Genomic DNA, 20,272 nt, shown 5'->3' on the forward strand with positions numbered 1-20,272 from the left:
TGTTGAACGCGTGATTGCTGTCGGTTGTGGCCTTGAATTTACGCGTCCTGACAACTCGTATGCCATTCTCACGCATCAGCCGACCAATCCGACGATGGCCAACGTTTAACCCCAGCTCCTGCAATTCGTGAGTCATGCGCGGTCGGCCATAGCTTTGCAGGCTAAGCCGGTGCTGGTCCCTGATATGCGCCAAAAGCACCATGTCATCACGCTGACGTTGACTGATGGAACGGGATTTCCAAGCGCGAAAGCCGCGAGAAGTCACCTGCAAAACACTGCAGAGAAACTCGATAGACCAGATCTTCTTCCAGGTGTCGACAAAGGCAAACCTCACGCCTTTTGCCCTGCGAAGAAGATCGTCGCCTTTTTTAGGACCTCCCTCTCCTCGCGCAGAACCCGGTTTTCCTTGCGCAGGCGGGCGTTCTCTTTCTCTACATCTTCATGTGGGCCAGACATCAGGTCGTCGTTCTGGTGTTGTTGAACCCACTTGTTCAGGGTCGAAACGCCAACCCCCAAATCCGACGCAATCCGGGGTCGCGTCAGGCCGCTGGTCGTTGCAATGCGAACCGCGTCACGCTGGAATTCTTCGCTGTATCTTGGTGCCATTTCTTGTCTCCTTCATTGCGAATATCGCTCGAAAGAGACCGGAACTAAATCGGGACAAGACCATCATGAACGGGAAAACCGGTGAGGCCTTCATTAACGAAGATGAGCAGACCAAAGAAGTCAGGCAACTTATCTTCAAATACCTGACTTTTCGGATGGCCCGACGGACCGTAATGGATCGTGTCGCTGCGGATCGAGCAATCAAGCAGCTTTATAACCGTCGTTCCGATTTAGCGTCCGCTTCGGTCGAATGATTGTGCTTCAAATGCGCCAGCTTCTGCTGGCGCAAACTCGAAGCGGAAATTTACCTTTGCCACAAACTTCCTTCCCGAAAATCCGATTTTTCGGTGCCGCAATCAAACGCTTGTTTCTGCCTTTCCTGCGTGAACCCACTTCCTGTTCACGAAAACAAACCAAAAAAAAGGAAGCAAAAACAATGGAAAAATCACTGGTTGGAATCGTTTCTTCGGAGGTTTCTGAAGAGACCGATGTCCTCTCCACAATGAAACCAAGGATCAAGGCATCTGTTGTTGCTAAGCTGAGCGGTCGTTCACAGCGTTCTGTCAGGCAACTTGCGGCAAATGACAACATCCCGGGCGCAGTCAAGCAAGGCGGCTTGTGGATGTTCGATCAGGACCTGTTCCTTCTTTGGCATAATGAGGGCAGTAAATGTCACGAAAAGAAGAAAAACCAAAAAACCTCTTCAAGCAAGAGGGTAGCAAGTTTTGGTGGCTCCGTGTCAAGATCAACGGCGTCACCCACCGAGAGTCGCTTCGCACAACTTCTCAAAGAGTCGCGGAGAAAAAAGCTAAAAGCCGCATAAAGGAGCTTAGGGGGCTGGACGATGCTGGTGAATTGGATTGGAGATTTGGCGCCGGGCTTGCCAAGTTTTATGACATGCTGGACCTCGAAAGCAGTTCCTGGGGCACCGACACACGTAAACGCTATCGGTGCAGCCTGCGTCAGATCATGCGTGTTATCGACGATATCTGCGATGACGATGGTCGGGATGTTGAAGAACTTATGGCTGCGGAAGTCAGCTCAGCCACGATCTCGGAATATGTGGTCCGGCGACGAAAAGAGGGTGTCACCGTTTCCACAATCAACCGTGATCTGACTGCGTTTGGCAACCTGATGGTCGCAATCAAGAACGATGGTTGGATTGATACCAATCCAGTTCGGCAATACGAAAAACAGGGGATGAAAGAGGTTCTTCCCGATATCATTCCGCCTAAGGAGAAGGCCATCAAGAATTTGGCATCCCGCGCACCTGGGACCTTAAAGTTCTATCCTAAGTTTTTGGATGAAACAGGCGGCCGCGTGACCGAGATGGCTCGTCTGAAATGGTCAGATATTCAGGGCATGGCTAACCCGGTAGAAGGTAATGTGGTGGCAATACTCCGCGTAACGAAAGGGGCAAAGATCCGTACCATTGAGTTGCGTCAGGAAGCCATCGACATCCTGATGAAGATCCCGCGCTCGAATGCATCGCCGTTTGTATTTTGGAATGGCACAGAGCACGGCTACTACAAGGATCCCTCGAGCCTGTTCTGGGAATATGGCCAGGAAACTGGTTTTGGCGCGCGGCTTCATGATCTGCGACACAAGTTCGCAATTGAGCGCCTGATGGAGGGGTGGTCGATCTACAGGGTGCAAAAGTACATTGGGCACGGATCAGTATTGACCACGGAACGCTATTATCTGAGGTTTTTGTCAGATGAGCAACAAGCACAGGTGCGTGCTGATGGTGACAACGGTTTCCGATAAGGCTCATAACAATAGCTAAATTGAGAAGGGATCCTGCGGACGCAGGGTCCCTCTTTCTTTCGTGCGAAGAAGTGTTGGTATGAGCCGATGGGGACATGGTTGGAGCGTGGAAGGGGCATAGTCGGCACCCCCAGCATACCTAAAAGGTGTCATAGTATGACACCTTTGCGTCGAAAATGGCCTTTGGATATGTAAGTGCACTCCACCCTGAAAGGGGTATTAGTCTAACTATTTCAGGGGGATAGTGGCGGAGAGACAGGGATTCGAACCCTGGGTAGGCTTGCACCCACAACGGTTTTCGAGACCGCCCCGTTCGACCACTCCGGCACCTCTCCGCGGGGGTCTTGGTGAGGGGTGATTTAGCGGGCTGTGCCGGCGGACGCAACCATATATCAGAAGTTTTTTTCCGGAACCGGATATTTACCATTATTATTGATAAAACAGAGGCATTGAACTTTGTCCTGTCCGGAACCGGAGCGGCAAGTTCACTGGCAGATCAAATTGAAAGGGGCGGATATGTCTGGGCATTGGAGGTTTGGGGCGCTGTTGTATGGCGCCGTGACGTTGACCGCTATGGCACCGGCAGTGGCGGCCACGATTGAAGAGTTGAGCCAGGCGCTGCAGATCCGCCAGGTTGCGGATATTCTGGCGGCCGAAGGCACGACTTACGGCGATACGATTGAAAGCAATATGTTTCCCGGACGCGGCGGCGCAGGCTGGGACGGCATTGTTCAGCAAATCTATGTCGCCGAAACAATGGCCGACAAACTGGATCAGGGCCTGGAACAGGAGTTGGCCCAGGTGGACCTGGACCCGCTGGTCCGCTTTTTTGCCAGTGATATGGGGCGCCGTATCATAACGCTGGAGCTGTCCGCACGTGACGCGTTCCGCGATGCACAAATCGAAGAGGCGGCCACGGAGGTGGCGCGCGATCTGATTGCGGGCGAGGGCGGGCGGTATCAGTTGCTGCGCGAATTCATTGAGGTCAATGACCTGATCGAAAGCAACGTTGTCGGCGCGCTGAACGCCAATATGGCGTTTTACCGTGGCATGGAGGCGGGCGGTGCTTTTGGTGGTGAGATGACCGAGAACCAGATGCTGAGTGATGTCTGGACCGAAGAAAGCGCCATCCGCGCCGATACGCTGATCTGGCTCTATGCCTATCTGGGCCTGGCCTATCAGCCGCTGCGGGATGACGATCTGCGTGCCTATATAGACCTGTCGAAAACCCCGGGCGGGCAGGCGTTGAACCGGGCCCTGTTTGTGGCCTATGACCATATGTATAATGACATTTCATTCCGGATGGGGCAGATGACTGCGGTGTTTATGAGCGGCGACGCTCTCTGAGCGCGCTCAGGCTCTTGACTTTGACCTGCTATCCGCCGATAAGCCCATTTCTCTGATGGGACGAGTCCGTCGGAGTTTATGAAATCCCGCCCGATGGGCGCGCAGTTCGAGGCGGTCTGAGACAGACCACAATGCCGGGAAACCGGGGCCGTAGAACGCGAAAAGCTAAGGAAAAGCAATGTTTGCGGTTCTTAAAACCGGTGGCAAGCAATATAAAGTTCAAAGCGGCGATATTCTCCGCGTTGAAAAGCTTGCCGCAGATGCCGGTGAAACTATCCAGTTCAACGAGATTCTCATGGTCGGTGCCACTGTTGGCGCGCCAATGGTTGACGATGCTGCGGTTCAGGCCGAAGTCATTGATCAGATCAAAGGCCAGAAGGTTATTCACTTTGTGAAGCGCCGTCGGAAACACGGCTCCAAACGCACCAAAGGCCACCGTCAGCAGCTTACCCTGCTGCGGGTGACTGACATCCTGGAAACAGGTGCCGGTAAATCGGGCGTTAAAGTTGCTGTTGGCAGCGGTTCTGTCGCTTCGGTTGCTGCAGCTGCTGCGGCCCCGAAAAAAGCTGCCCCGGTAAAAGCTGCTAAAGCTGACACCGCTGCTGCTGGTTCGGACGATCTGAAAAAGCTGTCGGGTGTAGGCCCTGCGCTTGAGAAGAAGCTGCTTGCAGCTGGCGTAACAACTTTCGCACAGATTGCTTCCTGGTCGGATGCTGATGTTGCTGAGATGGACGAAAAAGTGTCCCTCAAAGGCCGTATCGAGCGTGAAGGCTGGATCGCACAAGCAGCCGATTTGGCTAAAGGCTAAGGAGAGACACAATGGCACATAAAAAAGCTGGTGGTTCATCCCGCAACGGCCGCGACTCTGCTGGTCGCCGTCTTGGTGTGAAAAAATACGGTGGCGAAGCTGTCATCCCAGGAAACATCATTCTGCGTCAGCGCGGCACTAAGATGTACCCGGGTGCCGGTGTTGGCATGGGCAAAGATCACACGATCTTTGCTGTGACTGAAGGCGCTGTAAAATTCCACACCGGCCTGAAAGGCCGTACCTTTATTTCGGTGCTTCCGGTGGCGGAGGCCGCTGAATAAGCTGAAACCTGAAGGTTTGAAAATCCAGGGATCGGCGCAAGCGCCGGTCCCTTTTCCTATTTATTCAACAATACCCGTTATAGGCGACCTGAAAGGTCATTGGTTCACGGGGGTGGACAACGGGGCACTGAAACGAACGGAGCGGTAAGGGTCCTGGATCCGGCGTCTCACATTTTACGCTTCAGTGCGCTTTTTAGGAGTACAGAATGAAAATTGCAGCAGTCGTACCCGAACAGCCCATCATTGAGGCCGAGCGTTTTACCCTGCGTCCGGTGCGCATTTCCGACTCCGGTCTGATGGCGATGTATGCTGGAGATGAACGGGTGGCGAAAACCACCAGCTCCATCCCGCACCCTTTGCCACCCGGCAGTATTGAAGCCTATGTGGCGCGCGCAATGGCGCCCGAACCCGCCGAAATCATCTGGGTCATGGACGGCACCGCCGCAGAGCTCAGCGAAGTTCTGGGGGTGATCAGCCTGAAACCGATGGACCGGAACCAGTCGGAAATTGGCTATTGGGTGGCACCTGTTCTGTGGAACAGCGGCATTGCCTCGCAGGCGGTGCGCATGCTGGTTGAGGCCAACCCTCTGAAAAATGAAACAATGTTTGCCACGGTGTTTCAGGACAATCCGGCCTCCGCCCGGGTGCTGACCAATGTCGGCTTTGAATATCTTGGGGATGCAGAACAGTTTTCGGTTGCCCGTGATGCCAAGGTCGCCACCTGGACCTATCTGAAGCGGTTAGGCTGAAAATGACCGGTGCAGCGATCTTCAAAACATCGCGGCTTGTTGCACGTGACATGAATCCTGACGACTGGCGCGAGCTGGTGGCTTTTGCCTGCCTGCCCGAAGTCGCGCGCATGATGGCCTCGGTAAAAACCGACTGGTCCGAAACTGAGGCGCGCGCCTGGATGGCACGCGCGCCCTTTCGGGGCCAGCCGGGGTTTTGCCTGGGGCTGCACGACACTGCGGGCGTGCTTGTTGGATTTCTTGGTATTGCCCCTCTGCCGGACATGGGCGTGCCCTCGGTGATGTATGCAATCGCGCCGGAATATCAGGGCAGGGGCTATGCGACTGAAGCGCTGCGCGCGCTTCTGGTGCTTGCATTTGGCCCGCTGGATGTGTCCAGTGTCGGGGCAGATCATTTTCACGACAATCTGGCGTCCGGGCGTGTTCTGAGCAAACTTGGCTTTAAATACATCCGCGATGACACCGCCAAAAGTGCAGCAAGGGTTGAGCCCGAGCGCATTCTGCTCTATCGCCTGACGAAATCACAGTTTGAGGCCGCCCATGAAATTTCTTGATCTTTGCAAGGTCTATATCCGTTCCGGTTCTGGCGGGGGCGGCTGCGTGTCGTTCCGGCGCGAAAAGTTTATCGAATACGGTGGTCCCAACGGCGGCGACGGTGGCCGTGGCGGCGACGTTATTGTAGTGGCGGTCGAAGGGCTGAATACGCTGATCGACTTTCGCTACCAGCGGCACTTCTTTGCCAAAAACGGCCAGGGCGGCATGGGGCAGCAGCGCACCGGCGCTGACGGGAAAGATATTATCCTCTACGTGCCCGTGGGCACCGAGATTCTGGACGAGGATGAAGAAACCATTCTGGACGATCTGACCGAAGTCGGACAGCGTATCGTGCTGGCCAAGGGCGGCAACGGCGGTTTCGGCAACCTGCATTTCAAAAGCGCCACCAACCAGGCACCACGCCGCGCCAATCCGGGGCTTGACGGCATTGAACGCACCATCTGGTTGCGTCTGAAGCTGATTGCGGATGCCGGGCTGCTGGGCCTGCCCAACGCCGGCAAATCGACCTTCCTCGCCGCAAGCTCCAACGCCCGTCCCAAAATTGCGGACTACCCGTTCACTACGCTGTACCCCAACCTGGGTGTGGTTGGCGTCGATAATGTTGAATTCGTCATCGCCGACATTCCCGGCCTGATCAAAGGCGCTTCTGAGGGCCGCGGGCTGGGCGATTTGTTCCTCGGCCATGTGGAACGCTGTTCCACGCTGCTGCACCTTGTGGACGGCACCTCCGAGACTGTCGCCGAGGACTACCGCACCATTATCGGCGAACTCGAAGCCTATGGTGGTGAGCTGGCAGACAAACCCCGTGTCACGGTGCTGAACAAAGTCGACGCGCTGGATGAAGAAGAACGCGATGCGGCGCGGGCCGAACTGGAGGCCGCCGTGGGCGGCCCGGTAATGATGATGTCCGGCGTCAGCAAAGAAGGCCTGACCGAGGTGCTGCGTGCGGTGCGCGGGCAGATCGATGAGGGCAAACTGCGTCTGCGTGAAGCGTCCGGCGAGGAGCCTGAAGCGTGGCGTCCCTGAGCGACGCCCACTGTCTTGTTGTAAAAATCGGATCAGCCCTGCTGGTTGAAAACGGCGCGTTGCGCTCCGTGTGGTTGCGCGGCCTGGCCGAAGATGTGGCCCGCCTGATGGCGCGCGGCACCCAGGTGGTGCTGGTGTCCTCAGGTTCGATCGCTCTTGGCCGCGCCATTCTGGGGCTGCCGGCAGGTGATTTGCCGCTGGAACAATCCCAGGCAGCTGCGGCTGTCGGCCAGATCGAACTGGCCCGCGCCTATCAGGATGCGCTGGCGCCCCACGGGGTCAAAGCCGCCCAGGTGCTGATGACGCTGGAAGATACCACCGAGCGCCGTCGGTACCTGAATGTGCGCAACACTCTTGCACAACTGCTGAGCCTTGGGGTGGTGCCGATTGTCAATGAAAACGACACGGTGGCCACCGACGAAATCCGCTTTGGCGACAATGACCGGCTCGCGGCTCAGATCGCAGTGACCATTGGCGCGGATCAGCTGGTGCTGCTGTCCGATGTCGACGGGTTTTACTCCGGCAATCCCAAAACCGATGCTGCCGCCCAGCGCTACGACACTATTGAAAGTATCACACCTGAGATCGAGGCGATGGCGGGCGACCCGGTATCCAGCCTGTCTAAAGGCGGCATGAAGACCAAACTCATGGCGGCGAAAACCGCAACCGCCGGCGGCTGCGCCATGGCGATTGCCGAAGGCTCGGTGATGCGGCCGCTGGAAGCCCTTGAGCAGGGCGCCAATACAACCTGGTTTGTGCCGCAGGAAGATCCGCATACCGCCCGCAAACGCTGGATTGCGGCGATGAAACCTCGCGGCGCCCTCACGGTTGACGCCGGCGCGGCACAGGCGCTGACCCGGGGAAAATCGCTTTTGCCTGCCGGGGTGACCGCCATCTCCGGTCGTTTTGGACGCGGTGAACCGGTTGAAGTTTTGAATCCGGACGGCGCCCGCGTCGCACTTGGACTGGTGCGCTACACGGCTGCTGAGGCGTTGGAAATAATGGGCCGGCATTCGGGTGATATTGCAGAAATACTGGGCTATGCTGGGCGTGCGGCCCTGGTTCACAGAGATGATATGGTGTTATAATTATGACTGAAACAATCCCCCAAATCATGCGCCAGCTTGGTCTGCGCGCCAAAGCGGCTTCTGAGGAACTGGCTTTTGCGCCAGCCGAGGCCAAAGCGCTGGCGCTGACGGCGGCCGCGGATACGGTCTGGGCGCGCCGCGCTGACATTATTACCGCCAATGAACAGGATATGGAATTTGGCCGCAACAAAGGCCTGTCGGACGCAATGCTGGACCGTCTGCTGCTGAATGAGGATCGCATTCAGGACATGTGCAGCAGTCTGCGGGCAGTGGCGGCGCAGGACGACCCTGTAGGGCGCGAGATTGCGCAATGGGACATGCCTTCGGGGCTGAACATCCGCCGGGTGCGCACACCGCTTGGAGTGGTCGGGGTGATCTATGAAAGCCGGCCCAATGTTACCGCAGATGCTGGTGCCCTGTGCCTGAAATCGGGCAACGCGGTGATCCTGCGTGGTGGCTCTGAAAGTTTCAATTCCTCAACTGCGATCCATGCGTGCCTCGTGGAGGGTCTGAAGGTCGCCGGCCTGCCCGAAGCAGCGATACAGCTGGTGCCCACGCGTGACCGTGCCGCGGTACAGGAAATGCTGACCATGGTGGATTGCATCGATGTCATCGTGCCCCGTGGCGGCAAAGGCCTGGTCGGACTGGTGCAGCGCGAAGCCCGGGTGCCGGTGTTTGCGCATCTGGAGGGCATCGTGCATATCTATGTCGATGCGGCAGCTGACGTCGCCAAAGCGGTCGACGTGGTGGTAAATGCCAAGACCCGGCGCACCGGTATCTGTGGCTCCGCAGAATGTCTGCTGATTCACCGCGACATCGCAACAGGGCTTGGCCGCGAGATCATCGAGGCGCTGCTGGCCAAAGGGGTAGAGGTGCGCGCAGACGCCGTGCTTCAGGCGATCCCCGGCACGGTGCCGGCCAGTGACAGCGACTGGGGCAACGAGTATCTCGACGCCATTATCGCCGTGAAGGTTGTGGATGATGTGGACGGGGCCATTGCCCATATCCGCGAATTCAGCTCCAACCACACCGATTGTATTCTGACCGAAGATGACGCGGTGGCCGGGCGCTTCTTTACCCGCCTCGACAGCGCCATCCTGATGCGCAATGCGTCGACCCAGTTTGCTGACGGTGGTGAATTTGGCATGGGGGCGGAGATAGGCATCGCCACCGGCAAAATGCACGCGCGTGGCCCGGTCGGGGCAGAGCAGCTGACCAGTTTTAAATATCTGGTGGTCGGCCAGGGCAGCACCCGCGGCTGATACGCTGAACGAGAACAGGCGCCCTCGTGAAGAAGGCGCCTTTTTTGCATGCGCAGCCCGGGCTGCGTTAAAATGAAATCGTTGCCTTTAATTCTTCGGCTTCGACTGCCAGGCTGCGCTTTAGGCCGTCGGCTTCAAGGGGTGCCAGCGCAAAATGCACCTCTGAGGCGGCGACCTCATGGCTGGCATTCGGGTTGGACAGAACCTCCCAAAGTGCGGGGTCCAGTTTCATGCGTTTGGCTTCGCCGGTGATGGTCCATGCATTGTCCTCGCGGCTCACGGTGACATCGCCGCCCCAGGGCATGGCGGTTTCAAAACACTGTAACAGCAGGAAGGCCAGTTTGACCTCCTGGCGCGGCAAGTCACCGTCGGTATCCCAGTTGATTCTGGTGCGGCCGCCGCGGGTCAGATCGGTGATGATCTTGGTAATTTCACGGCGCGGCGTCATCTGACCGGCGCCGCAGGCGCCAAAGGCGATGCGGAAAAAGCGGATGCGCGCATTTGCATTGTCCACACTTTCAGCGATCAGGCTCATTTCCGGACCGGCAACCGTGCCGGACATCGCCAGCAACTCTACCCCATTGCCGATGGCGCCCAAAGGCGAGATAAGGTCGTGACAGATACGTGAGCCGATAAGGGCTGTCAGATCCCGTTGAGACGCGGTCATATGATGCCTTTCAAATGGTGCCTGTCAAAACGGAGTAAGACATGACTGATTTAAATCCGATGCTGGAACCAGGCCAGATAGTGCGCCACCCGACGGAGGCCGGATGGGGTTTGGGCCAGGTGCAGTCAAATATCAACGGAAAAATTACCGTGATGTTCGAACAAGCCGGCAAGATTGTAATCGACGGCCGCAAGATTGCACTGCTGCCAGTGTTTAACGTTTAACCTGTTTTGACCGGGCATGGTTAACATGGGGTAAACTGCGCCGCAAATTTGTGAAGAGTTGCAATACAACCCGGTGAGGCGTAGAAGCCGTTGACCATTTATCAAGCAAAGCGAGCCTGCCACATATGGCGTCTCTTCCTCCTCAGTTTGAAACCCGTTTCGCCCGGAGCGACGAAGATCTGAAAGCGTCGCAGCGGCTGCGCTATGACGTTTTTGTCGACGAACTTGGCGGGGATGGTAATCTGGTGGACCATGATGCCCGGCTGGAGGCGGATGAGTTTGATCCCAGTTTTGAACATCTGATGTTACTGGACCGGGCGCGTCCCGGCGGCGTGATGGAACAAACCGTTGGTGTGTATCGCCTGCTGTCCGGTGAAAATGTCCGGCAGACGGGTCGATTTTATTCCGAAAGCGAATACGATCTGAGCGTGTTGAAAAGCTCCGGGCGCAAGCTGTTGGAGCTTGGCCGCTCCTGCCTGCACCGGGACTATCGTGGTGGTATGGCGATGTATCATTTGTGGAACGCTTTGTCTGATTATGTGAGTGAACATGAGGTCGAGATCCTGTTCGGTGTCGCGTCGTTTCACGGCACTGATATTGCGGCGCTGGCCGGGCCCTTGTCGTTGCTGCACCACCGCCATCTGGCGCCGGAAAAGATCCGGGTCAAAGCACACCAGTCCCATTTTCAGAATATGAACCTTGTGCCTGAAGATCAGCTTGATCGCCGCCGCGCTATGCTGGCAACACCGGCGCTGATCAAAGCCTATCTTCGTATTGGCGGCACTGTGGGCGAGGGCGCCTTTGTCGATCACAATTTTAACACCACCGATGTCTGCCTGATCCTCGACACTTCTGAAGCCAGCGCCAGACAGAAATCTATTTACAGCCGGGGCCGCGACCTATGAATGACAACTGGACACCACCCACGATCCCGGTGGAGCCGGCCCTGACCCCCGCAGGGGCCCTGCGGTTTCTGCTGCGCGGCACCGCGCTTGCGATGGTGACATTCGGGTCTCTGGTGCTTTTGTTGCTGTTGCGGCTGGTTGAGCGCCCGCTCTGGGGAATGCGCCGGCCCTGGACGCCCCATATCACCCAGTTTGTCTGCCGCTCGGCCTTTGTCATTCTGGGCATGAAACACTCGGTGCGCGGCCAGCAGATGGTGCACAACGGCGCCATGGTCGCCAATCACGTGTCCTGGCTGGATATCTTCACCCTGAACGCTGGCAAACGCATCTATTTTGTCGCCAAATCGGAAGTCGCGGGCTGGCCGGGTATCGGCTTGCTGGCGCGTGCCACGGGCACCCTGTTTATCAAACGGGACCGCAAAGAAGCCCGGGCGCAAAAAGAACTGCTGGAAGCGCGGCTGCACGCCGGGCACAAGATGCTGTTTTTTCCCGAAGGCACCTCGACCGACGGCGTTCGGGTTTTGCCGTTCAAATCAACGCTGTTTGCGGCCTTCTTTTCCGACACGCTGCGCGACAACCTCTATGTGCAGCCGGTCAGTGTGGTGTACCGCTCCCCTGAAGGTGAGGGCCAAACCTATTATGGCTGGTGGTCTGAAATGGATTTCGCGCCCAACCTGATGCGGATGCTGGCGGCGCCACGCCACGGGTCTGTCGAAGTGGTGTATCACGCGCCGCTGAAAGTTTCAGATTACAGTGACCGCAAAGACATGGCGCGCGACTGCGAACGCGCGGTGCGCAGTGCAATGCCCGGTCAGGACATTGCTTTGATGTAATCGCCCAGAGTGGCGGCCGCGTCGTCGCAACGCCAGATTTCTTCGCCAAAACCAAAGAAATCAGTGAGTGGCGTCAGTTTTCGAACCAGGTCCAGATCCAGAGTACCTTCGGCAACAACCGGCACTTCGATCATTTCTGTCCACCACTGGAACAGATCCGCTTCTGCACGGGTGCCATCCCCCAGCGGAGTCGTGCCCGCAGGGCCAAAGGCCACATAATCCGCACCGCTTTCTGCGGCGGTCATGCCTTCGTGGTTGGAGACACCGCAGAACGCGCCAACAACCGCTTCGGCGCCCAGTTCTTTGCGGGTGGCGCGCACGGAACGCGCCCCGTCGGTCAGATGCACGCCGTCCAGCCCAAGCCGTTCCACCTGCATCACATGGGATTCAATCACCAGCGCCACGTCGCGCGCATGGGTGATCTCGCGCAACGCATCGGCGGCACGCGCCACCCGGCTTTCGTCCGCAGTGGCCAGCGCCAGGCGCACACAGGCGATCTCATGGGCGTCAAGCACCCGGCCCAGCGTGTCTGGAAAGCTCGACAGTTCGAATTCGGGTGGGGTAATCAGATAGATCTGCGGCTGCTCGGTTTCGGCCATGATCAGGCTCCGTTTATGCTGGGTTTGCGCCCCTATAGCCGGGTTTTCCCCTTTTGGCTACGCGGCATTATTTTGGCGGCAGGCTGAGCGCGTTGGTGAGGGCAAGACGGATCCAGACGGCGCGTTTATCGTCTTCGGCCAACGCGTCCTCAGTGACTTCTATCATGCCGCCCATCGGCCGGCCGGTAAAGGTCAGCTCACCAGCGCCTTCGATCCGGCGCGCTTCGGCTTCACGCGATTTGCCGACCCGGAACATCGCGCCGTCTTTGTGCACGCCGCAGACCATGTTGCCAAAGAGCAGAAAACACATGCCGCCGAACATCTTCTTTTCTGAAATTCCGTCCTGATCTGCCAGATCATCGCGCATTAACTGCGCCAGGCCCTCGTCATACGCCATGTCACTCTCCTGTTGAAACCATCATGCGGTTGATCTTGGGGCCGGGCAACCCTATCAGGGGGCTGATTTCCAACATTGAGGAACCGCGATGACCGAGCCGCGTCAAATCCCGACCTTTGTCCTGGTGCGTCCGCAGATGGGCGAAAATATTGGTGCTGCTGCGCGTGCCATGTGGAACTTTGGCCTCGACCGTCTGCGGGTGGTTGGCCCGCGCGACGGCTGGCCCAATCCCAAAGCGGTGGCGATGGCCTCTGGTGCCGGGCGCCTGCTGGATGAAGCCGGCCATTACGACACGCTGCCCGAGGCGCTGGCGGATTGCAATTATGTGTTTGCCACCACAGCCCGGCAGCGCGATCTGACCAAACCGGTGATGTCGCCGGAACGCGCGATGGAACATGCCCGAGCGCTGATCGCCTCTGGCCAGAAGGTTGGAGTGATGTTTGGCCCCGAACGCGCCGGTCTTCAAAACGATGACATCGCCCAGGCGGATGCCATTATTTCGGTGCCGGTCAACCCGGAGTTTGCCTCGCTCAATCTGGCGCAATGCGTGCTGCTGACCGCCTATGAGTGGCGCCGCCAGAACGAGGATATCGTGCCCGAAGTGATGGAAATGGCCAAGACAGTGTTTGCCAGCAAGCTGGATGTGCAAAAACTCGGCGACCATTATGAAGAGCGCATGGAAGAGGCCGGGTTCTTTTACCCGCCGGAAAAAGCCGAAGGCATGAAGATCAATGTGCGCAATATCTGGTCCCGGCTGGCCCTGACCCGTGCAGATGTGCAGGTTTTGCATGGCATGTTGCGCCAGATGGTGCGCTGGAAGCAGCGCGGCGATCAGGATTAAATTCCTCCGCCCCTTGACCCGACGGCCAGGCAGCCCCAATTTGCCGCTAACATGATCCCGGATAACAAAAAACAGAGGCCGCAATGAGCCAGAAACGCAGTATTTTCCAGGAGGTGGACGATAAGTCCGGCCCCGCATCCCCCACTCCTGGTCTGATTGACCGGCCCAAAGGCGCGCGCAAAGGGGTGCGGGCCTGGTTGCTGCTGCTGTTCACCATGCTTCTGGTGATGATCATGGTCGGCGGGCTGACCCGGCTGACCGACTCCGGTCTTTCGATCACCGAGTGGAAGCCGGTTACCGGCGCATTGCCTCCAATGAATGCCGATGACTGGGCAGTGGAATTTGAGAAATACAAGCAATTCCCCGAATATCAGTTGCAGAACATGGGTATGAGCCTGGGCGAGTTTAAATCGATCTATTGGTGGGAATGGGGCCACCGCCAGCTTGGCCGCACCATTGGCCTGGTCTGGGCGCTTGGTTTTGCCGGTTTTGCACTGGCGCGTAAAATCCCCACTGGCTGGAGCCGGCGGCTGCTGTTTGTCGGTGTTCTTGGCGGGCTGCAGGGCGCGCTTGGCTGGTGGATGGTTGCCTCCGGTCTGACCGGCGAGATGCAGGACGTGGCGTCCTACCGGCTGGCAATGCATCTTGGTCTGGCATTCATAATTCTCGGCTTTATCGCCTGGTATGTGTATTTGCTGTCGCGCTCTGACGGCGAGCTGATGCAGGCGCGCCGCGCCCGGGACGCTAAAATCTATGGCTTGTCCACCGGCCTGCTGCACTTTGCATTCCTGCAAATCCTGCTTGGCGCCCTGGTGGCCGGTATTGACGCCGGGCGCGGCTTTACCGACTGGCCGCTGATGGGCGGGCAGTTCCTGCCACCCGATCCGCTGTCGATCACGCCGCTGTGGCGCAATTTCTTTGAAGACGCCGGGCTGGTGCAGTTCATGCACCGGATGGCGGGCTATCTGGTCTTTATCTTTGGGCTTGTGGTCTGGTCCCGGGGCCGCGCTTCGGCCAATGTTGCCATCAGGCGCGCCTGTAATATGATGGCGCTGGTACTGGTCGCCCAGGTTGTGCTGGGTGTTGCGACGGTGCTGAACGGCGCGCCGCTGGGTCTGGGTCTGGCGCATCAGCTTGGCGCGGTGATCCTCTGGGTCACAATTCTTCGCGTCCGTTTTCTGGCGCAGTATCCAATTTCTCAATCCGTCCGGGGGTAAATTATGACCGCATATTCTGACTTGATGGCGTTTCAGCGCGATACGCAGGCGCTGGCGGAAATCTCTGGCCGTCTCGGCTGGGATCAGGAAACCATCATGCCCCGCGGTGCAGCGGCGCAACGCGGCGACGAACTTGGCGCCATCGAAGGTGTGTTACATGAGCGCCGGGTGGATGCGCGTGTGGGTGACTGGCTGGCGGCGATTGACGCCTCGACGCTGGATCAGGTGGGCCAGGCCCAGATCCGGGAAATCCGCCGCAGCTATGAGCGCAATTGCAAAGTCTCAGCGCGGCTCGCCTCAGAAATCGCCCGGGTGACGTCAAAAGCCCAGGGCGAATGGGCTGAAGCCCGCGCCAATGAGGATTTTGCTGCTTTTGCGCCGACGCTGAAAAAAGTCGTCGCTCTGCGCCGCGAAGAAGGGCAGGCGCTGGCGGAGGGTAGCGAAGAGGGCAGCGCCGCCTATGACGCGCTGATGGCAGATTATGAACCCGGCACCAGCAGCAGCGAGATCGCGGCGCTGTTTGACGCGCTGCGCCCGGGACTGGTGGAGCTGCGCGACAAGATCATGGGCAGCTCTGTCACCGTGGCGCCGCTGGAAGGCCGCTTTGACACTTTCCGTCAGATGAAGCTGAGCCAGGAGCTGGCGCTGACATTTGGTTACGACCTGAACCGGGGCCGCATCGACAAGGCGGTTCACCCGTTCTGTTCCGGCTCCGGCGCTGATGTGCGCATCACCACAAGGACGGCGATTGAGGATCCGTTCAACTGCTTTTATTCCACCATCCACGAAGTCGGGCATGGCTGTTATGAGCAGGCGGTGGACCCGTCGTATGCGCTGACCCCGATCGGGCGCGGCGCCTCGATGGGCGTGCACGAAAGCCAAAGCCGGATTTTTGAAAACCAGCTGGCTCGTTCGCGCGCCTTCACCGGTTATCTCTTTGAGCGTATGAGCGCCGAATTCGAAACCCTGTCTGTGGCCGGACCCGATGAATTTCACGCCGCCGTCAACCGGGTCTATCCGGGTTACATCCGCACCGAATCTGATGAGGTGCAGTATAATCTGCACATCATGATGCGCTTTGATCTGGAGCGTCAGCTGATGGATGGCACTCTTGCGGTCGCAGATCTGCCAGAGGCCTGGAACGCGCGCTTCCTCGCCGATTTTGGTGTGGCGGTGGACAAACCTTCCAATGGCTGCCTGCAGGATGTGCACTGGCCGGTCGGGCTGATGGGCTATTTCCCCACTTATACGCTGGGCAATGTCTATGCCGGCTGTCTTGAAGACGCGATGCGCAAAGACCTGCCCGATCTGGATGCGGATCTGGCTCGCGGGGACCTGAATGCTGCCACCGACTGGCTGCGCCAAAAGGTGCAGGTACATGGCGGGCTTTATGAGCCGCGCGAGACCATCGAACGCGCCTGTGGCTCTGAGCCCAGCGAAAAGCCGTTGCTGGCCTACCTGAACCGCAAATTTGGCGACATCTACGGGTTTTGATCTCAAACTGGCCGGGGCATTGCTCCGGCCGCTTTATTACTGCTCCCAGTTCGGGCTGCGTTTTTCCAGAAAAGCTTTGATGCCTTCTTCGGTGTCCTGCTGCAGCATGTTTTCCACAATCACCGCGCTGGTATAGTCATAGGCCTGATCAAGCGGCATGGTGATCTGCTCGTAAAATGCCTGTTTACCAATGCGCACAGCGCTGCCCAGTTTGGCCGCAACGGTTTGCGCCAGGGCAAGCGTTTCAGTTTCCAGATCGTCCTGTGCGACCGCGCGGTTGATCAGCCCGAGATCCTGCGCGCGAAGAGCGTCGACAAAGGCACCGCTGGTCAGCATTTCAAACGCCGCTTTGCGCGGGATGTTGCGGCTCAATGCCACCATCGGTGTAGAGCAAAACAGTCCGATATTGACGCCATTCACCCCAAACCGGGTGTCCTCAGCAGCGATGGCCATGTCACAAGATGCCACAAGCTGACAGCCGGCGGCGGTGGCAATACCATGCACCATAGCAATAACCGGCTGAGGCAGCGTCGGGATGGTTTGCATCAATGTGGCGCAGCGTGCGAACAGGTCCTTGAAATTGGCCGCTCCGCCGTCCGGCGCGGCACGACTGGCAGTCATTTCCTTCAGATCGTGGCCGGCACAGAATGCTTTGCCCGTTCCGCGCAGCACAATGACGCGAATTGTATCGTCGGCACGCAACGTATCAAACTCGGCCTGCAGCGCCGCGATCATGGCATTGGACAAGGCGTTGAGATTGTGCGGCGCGTTCAGCGTGATCCATGCAATCGCGCCAGTGTCGTTACGTTCTGTCAGTGCCATCTTGTTCTCCCGGCGATTTTGTCTGACCTTACGTGTCACGGCCGAATAATGGCAAAGAAAATATATGGGGGGAGCCTGATGGCCCTGGCAATGGATACTGACGCGCTGCACGGGTTTCTGGAACGGGAGTTCCCTCAGGTCGGGCAGGACTTCAGCGTCGAGTCGGTATCTGACATGGCGGCCACAATCCGGCTGAATGTGCAGGACAAACACCTGCGCCCTGGCGGCACGGTGTCCGGCCCTGCGATGTTTGCGCTGGCGGATGTCGCGGTCTACCTGGCGATCCTGGCCATGATCGGACCCAAAGCGCTGACGGTGACCACCGGTTGTTCGATTGATTTTATGCGCAAACCGGCATCCGGTGCAGACCTGCTGGCCGAAACCCGGCTGTTGAAGCTGGGCAGGTCGCTGGCGGTTGGCGATGTGCTGATTTATTCCGAAGGTATGGAGGCACCGGTTGCACGGGCCTCCCTGACCTATTCAATTCCACCAGCCCGCTAAAAAAGTGGCCGGGGATAAACCCCGGCCCAGGAAGGGGTGGCGGTTGACGCGGCAGGCTTATGGGCCCGTCTCAGCGCCAGAATTCTGGTTTCACATTGTTCACCTGGTCCCGGGTGAGACCGATGTCCCGCAGCCGGTCGTCGCTGAGCGTATGCAATGCACGAAGCGTTTGGCGGTGCTCCTGGCGGGCGATGAATGCATTTGCAAGCCTGACCAGCACGGCGGCGATGACCGGCAGGCGACGGTTCTTCTGCAGGTACATATAAACGTTTGCGGCGAAGGGGCCGGTGGATGTCATGATTTGACCCTCATATTTGTGTTGATACAATGTTGCACCTGTGGTACAGGTATGTGATACAAAACATGATACAATGTGTCTAATGAAAGATTGTAATGAGTACAATTTGGCCGCCAGATATGTCCCAGGCCTCCGGGGCGAAGTACAGTTACTTGCTGGATGCGTTGCGGCGCGCGGTGGAGGGCGATGTGTTGTCCGAAGGCGAAAAGCTGCCGCCCGTGCGTGAGCTGGCCTGGACGCTGAAAATCACCCCGGGCACTGTGGCGCGCGCTTATCGCGAAGCGGTAGAGCAGGGCCTGCTTGAAGCGGCGGTCGGGCGCGGCACCTTTGTTGCACCGCGTGCGGTTCTGTCAGCGCCCGTCGAAGTCCGCGCGATTAGCGAGGCGAACGACGAGGTGGTCAGCGAGGTGATCAGCGACATCGTGGATTTAAAAGGCAGCCGGGTGCCGGACACCGGGCAGGGGGCCCGTATTGCGACCTTGCTTGCGGACCTGGGCAAGACCATGAGTCCGGACAGGATGATCAACTATTCTTTGCGCAAGGACAGTAAGAACCTGCGGCATCTGGTCACCGAATGGGTGGGCGAAGATCATGTCGGTCGGATGGATGATGAAGATGTGATCCTGTCGCACGGCGCGCAGAACGGCACACTTCTGGCGCTGCAGACCCTGCTGGAAGGGGAGCGGCCGGTGATCCTGGCAGAACCTCTCGCATACACCGGTGTGCGCCATGTGGCCCGGCTGTTGCGTGCGGAGCTGCACGGGGTCGAAATGGACGCCGAAGGCATTGTCCCTGCCGCGTTGGAGATGGCCTGCAAGAGGACCGGCGCGCGGGTGCTGCTGACGTCTGCGGAAGTGCACAGCCCGACAACGATCCGTACCAGCCATCAGCGCAAACAAGAGATTGTCGACGTGGCGCGCCGTTATCAGCTCCATATTATTGAAGATGATTGCCACCGTATTCAGAGCCATGAAATCCCGGCCTACCGCGCCCTTTATCCAAAACGGTCGTGGTATGTGTCCTCGCTGTCAAAAACCGTCAGCGCCGCGTTGCGCTTTGGCTACGTCATCTGTCCGTACGGGTTCTCCGCCAAAGCGCTGCAAGTGGCGCAAGGATCATTCTACGCGCTGCCCGGCCCGATGCTCGCGCTGGTCGAAGCGGTGTTTACCAGCGGCACGGCGGAGCGCAGCCGCGCGGCGGTGGCCAGGCTGACTGAGGAGCGTGTTCAGCATGCGGTGAATATGCTGGGGCGCTGGGATATCTCCTGGGCCCCGGGCGCGCCGTTTATCTGGCTGCGCCTCCCACCCGGCTGGCGCAACAGCCGCTTTGCCCTGGCCTGTGAGGCCGGCGGCGTGCGGATCAGGACGGCCGATGAATTCACCCTGCCCAATGGCCACGCCCCCCACGCGGTGCGTCTGGCGGTAAATCCGGGCATTCCCGCGGCTGATTTTCAGGAGGCCATGCGGATGATCGACAGTTTATTGGCCAATCCGCCACGTGGCATGGACAGTTAGCGCCCGAACCCAATCAATCTGTTGAAAACAGTTAGCAACGTTGAGTCTGTTTGTGGAAACACACAGCAGGTGGAACAGGAAGAACGAGTTTGCTTGTCTGACCGGGCCTGGGCGGTGATTGAACCACTGCGTCCTCAATGCCAGCCCGGTGCACGTCGGTTTTGATCAGGGTGACACGCTCTGCGTTGCTCCGGCTTTGCCGTCACAACCGCCAGCGAGGGCGCGCGCAGGCGTTGCTGCGCCTTGCACCAGGCACGGCACAAAGCGCAGCGCCTTGTAACAGATAATACCGACGACCCCGTTTGGTGCTGTTGCAACGGTGGCCTGGCCACACCCGTCGGGTCGCGGCAGGCCATTGGGTGTGCTGCTCGCGAAGACCGCAGGCGCTGACCAGCAGTTTGGCTGTCTTAAAGTGGTTCGTCGTTTTACAGCGCCGGTCGCCGCAGCGCCTGGTGAGCCTGCCTTGCAACC

At 58.4% G+C, this 20,272-nt stretch carries 26 protein-coding genes and 1 tRNA gene; 19 read left to right on the forward strand and 8 right to left on the reverse strand.

Features of this window, described 5'->3' with window-relative positions; all coding sequences use genetic code 11:
* Together DWA01_RS18315 and DWA01_RS18320 are read right to left on the reverse strand one after the other, a co-directional pair.
* On the reverse strand, positions 1–334 hold a 334-nt coding region (locus DWA01_RS18315; RefSeq protein ID WP_136057632.1), incomplete at its 3' end, for an IS3 family transposase.
* Complete coding sequence (locus DWA01_RS18320) at positions 331–606, reverse strand: transposase (protein WP_114283652.1); 276 nt, start codon at positions 604–606, stop codon at positions 331–333. The genes DWA01_RS18315 and DWA01_RS18320, both read right to left, overlap by 4 nt.
* 65 nt (positions 607–671) lie before the next feature.
* Here DWA01_RS18320 and DWA01_RS18325 point away from each other — a divergent pair, with 65 nt between their 5' ends.
* The 3 genes from DWA01_RS18325 to DWA01_RS23715 all read left to right on the forward strand — a co-directional run bounded on the left by DWA01_RS18325 (position 672) and on the right by DWA01_RS23715 (position 2,373).
* The gene (locus DWA01_RS18325) at positions 672–860 is read left to right on the forward strand and encodes a hypothetical protein (RefSeq protein WP_114287256.1); all 189 of its coding nucleotides are present in this window, start codon (positions 672–674) and stop codon (positions 858–860) included.
* A gap of 11 nt (positions 861–871) precedes the next feature.
* Positions 872–1,429 (forward strand): hypothetical protein, encoded by a 558-nt coding sequence (locus DWA01_RS23710; RefSeq protein WP_235008610.1) that lies wholly within the window; start codon positions 872–874, stop codon positions 1,427–1,429.
* Positions 1,430–1,806: 377 nt separating this feature from the next.
* Positions 1,807–2,373 carry a tyrosine-type recombinase/integrase gene (locus DWA01_RS23715; RefSeq protein WP_268807753.1) on the forward strand — a complete coding sequence of 189 codons (567 nt, stop codon included), beginning with the start codon at positions 1,807–1,809 and terminating at the stop codon, positions 2,371–2,373.
* 245 nt (positions 2,374–2,618) lie between these two features.
* On the opposite strand, the gene DWA01_RS18335 is transcribed toward DWA01_RS23715, so the two are convergent.
* Positions 2,619–2,708 (reverse strand) — tRNA-Ser (locus DWA01_RS18335).
* Between the two features lie 181 nt (positions 2,709–2,889).
* Between DWA01_RS18335 and DWA01_RS18340 the strand changes: the two genes are divergently transcribed.
* The 8 genes from DWA01_RS18340 to DWA01_RS18375 all read left to right on the forward strand — a co-directional run bounded on the left by DWA01_RS18340 (position 2,890) and on the right by DWA01_RS18375 (position 9,489).
* Positions 2,890–3,720, forward strand: a complete 831-nt coding sequence (locus DWA01_RS18340) for a DUF2059 domain-containing protein (protein ID WP_114287258.1) — start codon at positions 2,890–2,892, stop codon at positions 3,718–3,720.
* Between the two features lie 178 nt (positions 3,721–3,898).
* Complete coding sequence (locus DWA01_RS18345; RefSeq protein WP_114287259.1) at positions 3,899–4,528, forward strand: 50S ribosomal protein L21; 630 nt, start codon at positions 3,899–3,901, stop codon at positions 4,526–4,528.
* Between the two features lie 11 nt (positions 4,529–4,539).
* Positions 4,540–4,809 (forward strand): 50S ribosomal protein L27, encoded by a 270-nt coding sequence (rpmA, locus tag DWA01_RS18350; RefSeq protein ID WP_114287260.1) that lies wholly within the window; start codon positions 4,540–4,542, stop codon positions 4,807–4,809.
* Positions 4,810–5,015: 206 nt separating this feature from the next.
* Positions 5,016–5,558 (forward strand): GNAT family N-acetyltransferase, encoded by a 543-nt coding sequence (locus DWA01_RS18355; RefSeq protein WP_114287261.1) that lies wholly within the window; start codon positions 5,016–5,018, stop codon positions 5,556–5,558.
* A 2-nt stretch (positions 5,559–5,560) separates the two neighbouring features.
* Positions 5,561–6,112, forward strand: a complete 552-nt coding sequence (locus DWA01_RS18360; protein WP_114287262.1) for a GNAT family N-acetyltransferase — start codon at positions 5,561–5,563, stop codon at positions 6,110–6,112.
* Positions 6,099–7,139: a GTPase ObgE gene (obgE, locus tag DWA01_RS18365; protein ID WP_114287263.1), complete on the forward strand. Its 1,041-nt coding sequence runs from the start codon at positions 6,099–6,101 to the stop codon at positions 7,137–7,139. The genes DWA01_RS18360 and obgE overlap by 14 nt, the downstream gene beginning before the upstream one ends.
* Positions 7,127–8,227: a glutamate 5-kinase gene (gene proB / locus DWA01_RS18370; RefSeq protein WP_114287264.1), complete on the forward strand. Its 1,101-nt coding sequence runs from the start codon at positions 7,127–7,129 to the stop codon at positions 8,225–8,227. The genes obgE and proB overlap by 13 nt, the downstream gene beginning before the upstream one ends.
* A gap of 2 nt (positions 8,228–8,229) precedes the next feature.
* Entirely contained in the window at positions 8,230–9,489 is a 1,260-nt protein-coding gene (locus tag DWA01_RS18375) for a glutamate-5-semialdehyde dehydrogenase (protein WP_114287265.1), read from the forward strand.
* A gap of 67 nt (positions 9,490–9,556) precedes the next feature.
* Here the strand turns inward: DWA01_RS18375 and DWA01_RS18380 are convergent, their stop codons facing one another.
* Positions 9,557–10,156: a histidine phosphotransferase family protein gene (locus tag DWA01_RS18380; protein WP_114287266.1), complete on the reverse strand. Its 600-nt coding sequence runs from the start codon at positions 10,154–10,156 to the stop codon at positions 9,557–9,559.
* 41 nt (positions 10,157–10,197) lie between these two features.
* Here DWA01_RS18380 and DWA01_RS18385 point away from each other — a divergent pair, with 41 nt between their 5' ends.
* The 3 genes from DWA01_RS18385 (at position 10,198) to olsA (ending at position 12,118) form a co-directional block, all read left to right on the forward strand.
* Positions 10,198–10,380, forward strand: coding sequence for a DUF3553 domain-containing protein (locus DWA01_RS18385; protein WP_114287267.1), 183 nt, complete (start codon positions 10,198–10,200; stop codon positions 10,378–10,380).
* Positions 10,381–10,505: 125 nt separating this feature from the next.
* A complete protein-coding gene (olsB, locus tag DWA01_RS18390) occupies positions 10,506–11,285 on the forward strand; it encodes an L-ornithine N(alpha)-acyltransferase (protein WP_114287268.1) in 780 nt (259 codons plus the stop codon).
* The gene (gene olsA / locus DWA01_RS18395; RefSeq protein WP_114287269.1) at positions 11,282–12,118 is read left to right on the forward strand and encodes a lyso-ornithine lipid O-acyltransferase; all 837 of its coding nucleotides are present in this window, start codon (positions 11,282–11,284) and stop codon (positions 12,116–12,118) included. The genes olsB and olsA overlap by 4 nt, the downstream gene beginning before the upstream one ends.
* On the opposite strand, the gene DWA01_RS18400 is transcribed toward olsA, so the two are convergent.
* Positions 12,097–12,717 carry a thiamine phosphate synthase gene (locus DWA01_RS18400; protein WP_114287270.1) on the reverse strand — a complete coding sequence of 207 codons (621 nt, stop codon included), beginning with the start codon at positions 12,715–12,717 and terminating at the stop codon, positions 12,097–12,099. The genes olsA and DWA01_RS18400 overlap by 22 nt on opposite strands.
* A 67-nt stretch (positions 12,718–12,784) precedes the next feature.
* Entirely contained in the window at positions 12,785–13,114 is a 330-nt protein-coding gene (locus tag DWA01_RS18405) for a TfoX/Sxy family protein (protein ID WP_114287271.1), read from the reverse strand.
* Between the two features lie 88 nt (positions 13,115–13,202).
* On the opposite strand from DWA01_RS18405, the gene DWA01_RS18410 reads away from it, so the two are divergent.
* The 3 genes from DWA01_RS18410 to DWA01_RS18420 all read left to right on the forward strand — a co-directional run bounded on the left by DWA01_RS18410 (position 13,203) and on the right by DWA01_RS18420 (position 16,666).
* A complete protein-coding gene (locus tag DWA01_RS18410; RefSeq protein ID WP_114287272.1) occupies positions 13,203–13,955 on the forward strand; it encodes an RNA methyltransferase in 753 nt (250 codons plus the stop codon).
* Positions 13,956–14,038: 83 nt separating this feature from the next.
* Complete coding sequence (ctaA, locus tag DWA01_RS18415) at positions 14,039–15,172, forward strand: heme A synthase (RefSeq protein WP_114287273.1); 1,134 nt, start codon at positions 14,039–14,041, stop codon at positions 15,170–15,172.
* A 3-nt stretch (positions 15,173–15,175) separates the two neighbouring features.
* Entirely contained in the window at positions 15,176–16,666 is a 1,491-nt protein-coding gene (locus DWA01_RS18420) for a carboxypeptidase M32 (RefSeq protein WP_114287274.1), read from the forward strand.
* A 36-nt stretch (positions 16,667–16,702) separates the two neighbouring features.
* Here DWA01_RS18420 and DWA01_RS18425 read toward each other — a convergent pair whose 3' ends face one another.
* Entirely contained in the window at positions 16,703–17,527 is an 825-nt protein-coding gene (locus DWA01_RS18425; RefSeq protein WP_268807751.1) for an enoyl-CoA hydratase, read from the reverse strand.
* Positions 17,528–17,566: 39 nt separating this feature from the next.
* Between DWA01_RS18425 and DWA01_RS18430 the strand changes: the two genes are divergently transcribed.
* Positions 17,567–17,989: a PaaI family thioesterase gene (locus DWA01_RS18430; protein ID WP_114287276.1), complete on the forward strand. Its 423-nt coding sequence runs from the start codon at positions 17,567–17,569 to the stop codon at positions 17,987–17,989.
* Between the two features lie 70 nt (positions 17,990–18,059).
* On the opposite strand, the gene DWA01_RS18435 is transcribed toward DWA01_RS18430, so the two are convergent.
* Positions 18,060–18,287, reverse strand: coding sequence for a DUF1127 domain-containing protein (locus tag DWA01_RS18435; RefSeq protein WP_114287277.1), 228 nt, complete (start codon positions 18,285–18,287; stop codon positions 18,060–18,062).
* A 95-nt stretch (positions 18,288–18,382) separates the two neighbouring features.
* Between DWA01_RS18435 and DWA01_RS18440 the strand changes: the two genes are divergently transcribed.
* Positions 18,383–19,801, forward strand: a complete 1,419-nt coding sequence (locus DWA01_RS18440; protein ID WP_235008611.1) for an aminotransferase-like domain-containing protein — start codon at positions 18,383–18,385, stop codon at positions 19,799–19,801.
* The last annotated feature ends 471 nt before the right edge of the window (positions 19,802–20,272 follow it).

The organism is Candidatus Halocynthiibacter alkanivorans, from assembly GCF_003333265.1.
In the GTDB taxonomy this organism is placed as follows: domain Bacteria; phylum Pseudomonadota; class Alphaproteobacteria; order Rhodobacterales; family Rhodobacteraceae; genus Halocyntiibacter_A; species Halocyntiibacter_A alkanivorans.

What these genes read in the sequence shown, in the direction of transcription:
- DWA01_RS18320 (WP_114283652.1), bottom strand. Translation starts at nt 606, where the DNA reads ATGGCACCAAGATACAGCGAAGAATTCCAGCGTGACGCGGTTCGCATT.
- DWA01_RS18325 (WP_114287256.1), top strand. Translation starts at nt 672, where the DNA reads ATGAACGGGAAAACCGGTGAGGCCTTCATTAACGAAGATGAGCAGACC.
- DWA01_RS23710 (WP_235008610.1), top strand. Translation starts at nt 872, where the DNA reads ATGCGCCAGCTTCTGCTGGCGCAAACTCGAAGCGGAAATTTACCTTTG.
- DWA01_RS23715 (WP_268807753.1), top strand. Translation starts at nt 1,807, where the DNA reads ATGAAAGAGGTTCTTCCCGATATCATTCCGCCTAAGGAGAAGGCCATC.
- DWA01_RS18340 (WP_114287258.1), top strand. Translation starts at nt 2,890, where the DNA reads ATGTCTGGGCATTGGAGGTTTGGGGCGCTGTTGTATGGCGCCGTGACG.
- DWA01_RS18345 (WP_114287259.1), top strand. Translation starts at nt 3,899, where the DNA reads ATGTTTGCGGTTCTTAAAACCGGTGGCAAGCAATATAAAGTTCAAAGC.
- rpmA (WP_114287260.1), top strand. Translation starts at nt 4,540, where the DNA reads ATGGCACATAAAAAAGCTGGTGGTTCATCCCGCAACGGCCGCGACTCT.
- DWA01_RS18355 (WP_114287261.1), top strand. Translation starts at nt 5,016, where the DNA reads ATGAAAATTGCAGCAGTCGTACCCGAACAGCCCATCATTGAGGCCGAG.
- DWA01_RS18360 (WP_114287262.1), top strand. Translation starts at nt 5,561, where the DNA reads ATGACCGGTGCAGCGATCTTCAAAACATCGCGGCTTGTTGCACGTGAC.
- obgE (WP_114287263.1), top strand. Translation starts at nt 6,099, where the DNA reads ATGAAATTTCTTGATCTTTGCAAGGTCTATATCCGTTCCGGTTCTGGC.
- DWA01_RS18375 (WP_114287265.1), top strand. Translation starts at nt 8,230, where the DNA reads ATGACTGAAACAATCCCCCAAATCATGCGCCAGCTTGGTCTGCGCGCC.
- DWA01_RS18380 (WP_114287266.1), bottom strand. Translation starts at nt 10,156, where the DNA reads ATGACCGCGTCTCAACGGGATCTGACAGCCCTTATCGGCTCACGTATC.
- DWA01_RS18385 (WP_114287267.1), top strand. Translation starts at nt 10,198, where the DNA reads ATGACTGATTTAAATCCGATGCTGGAACCAGGCCAGATAGTGCGCCAC.
- olsB (WP_114287268.1), top strand. Translation starts at nt 10,506, where the DNA reads ATGGCGTCTCTTCCTCCTCAGTTTGAAACCCGTTTCGCCCGGAGCGAC.
- olsA (WP_114287269.1), top strand. Translation starts at nt 11,282, where the DNA reads ATGAATGACAACTGGACACCACCCACGATCCCGGTGGAGCCGGCCCTG.
- DWA01_RS18400 (WP_114287270.1), bottom strand. Translation starts at nt 12,717, where the DNA reads ATGGCCGAAACCGAGCAGCCGCAGATCTATCTGATTACCCCACCCGAA.
- DWA01_RS18405 (WP_114287271.1), bottom strand. Translation starts at nt 13,114, where the DNA reads ATGGCGTATGACGAGGGCCTGGCGCAGTTAATGCGCGATGATCTGGCA.
- DWA01_RS18410 (WP_114287272.1), top strand. Translation starts at nt 13,203, where the DNA reads ATGACCGAGCCGCGTCAAATCCCGACCTTTGTCCTGGTGCGTCCGCAG.
- ctaA (WP_114287273.1), top strand. Translation starts at nt 14,039, where the DNA reads ATGAGCCAGAAACGCAGTATTTTCCAGGAGGTGGACGATAAGTCCGGC.
- DWA01_RS18420 (WP_114287274.1), top strand. Translation starts at nt 15,176, where the DNA reads ATGACCGCATATTCTGACTTGATGGCGTTTCAGCGCGATACGCAGGCG.
- DWA01_RS18430 (WP_114287276.1), top strand. Translation starts at nt 17,567, where the DNA reads ATGGCCCTGGCAATGGATACTGACGCGCTGCACGGGTTTCTGGAACGG.
- DWA01_RS18435 (WP_114287277.1), bottom strand. Translation starts at nt 18,287, where the DNA reads ATGACATCCACCGGCCCCTTCGCCGCAAACGTTTATATGTACCTGCAG.
- DWA01_RS18440 (WP_235008611.1), top strand. Translation starts at nt 18,383, where the DNA reads ATGAGTACAATTTGGCCGCCAGATATGTCCCAGGCCTCCGGGGCGAAG.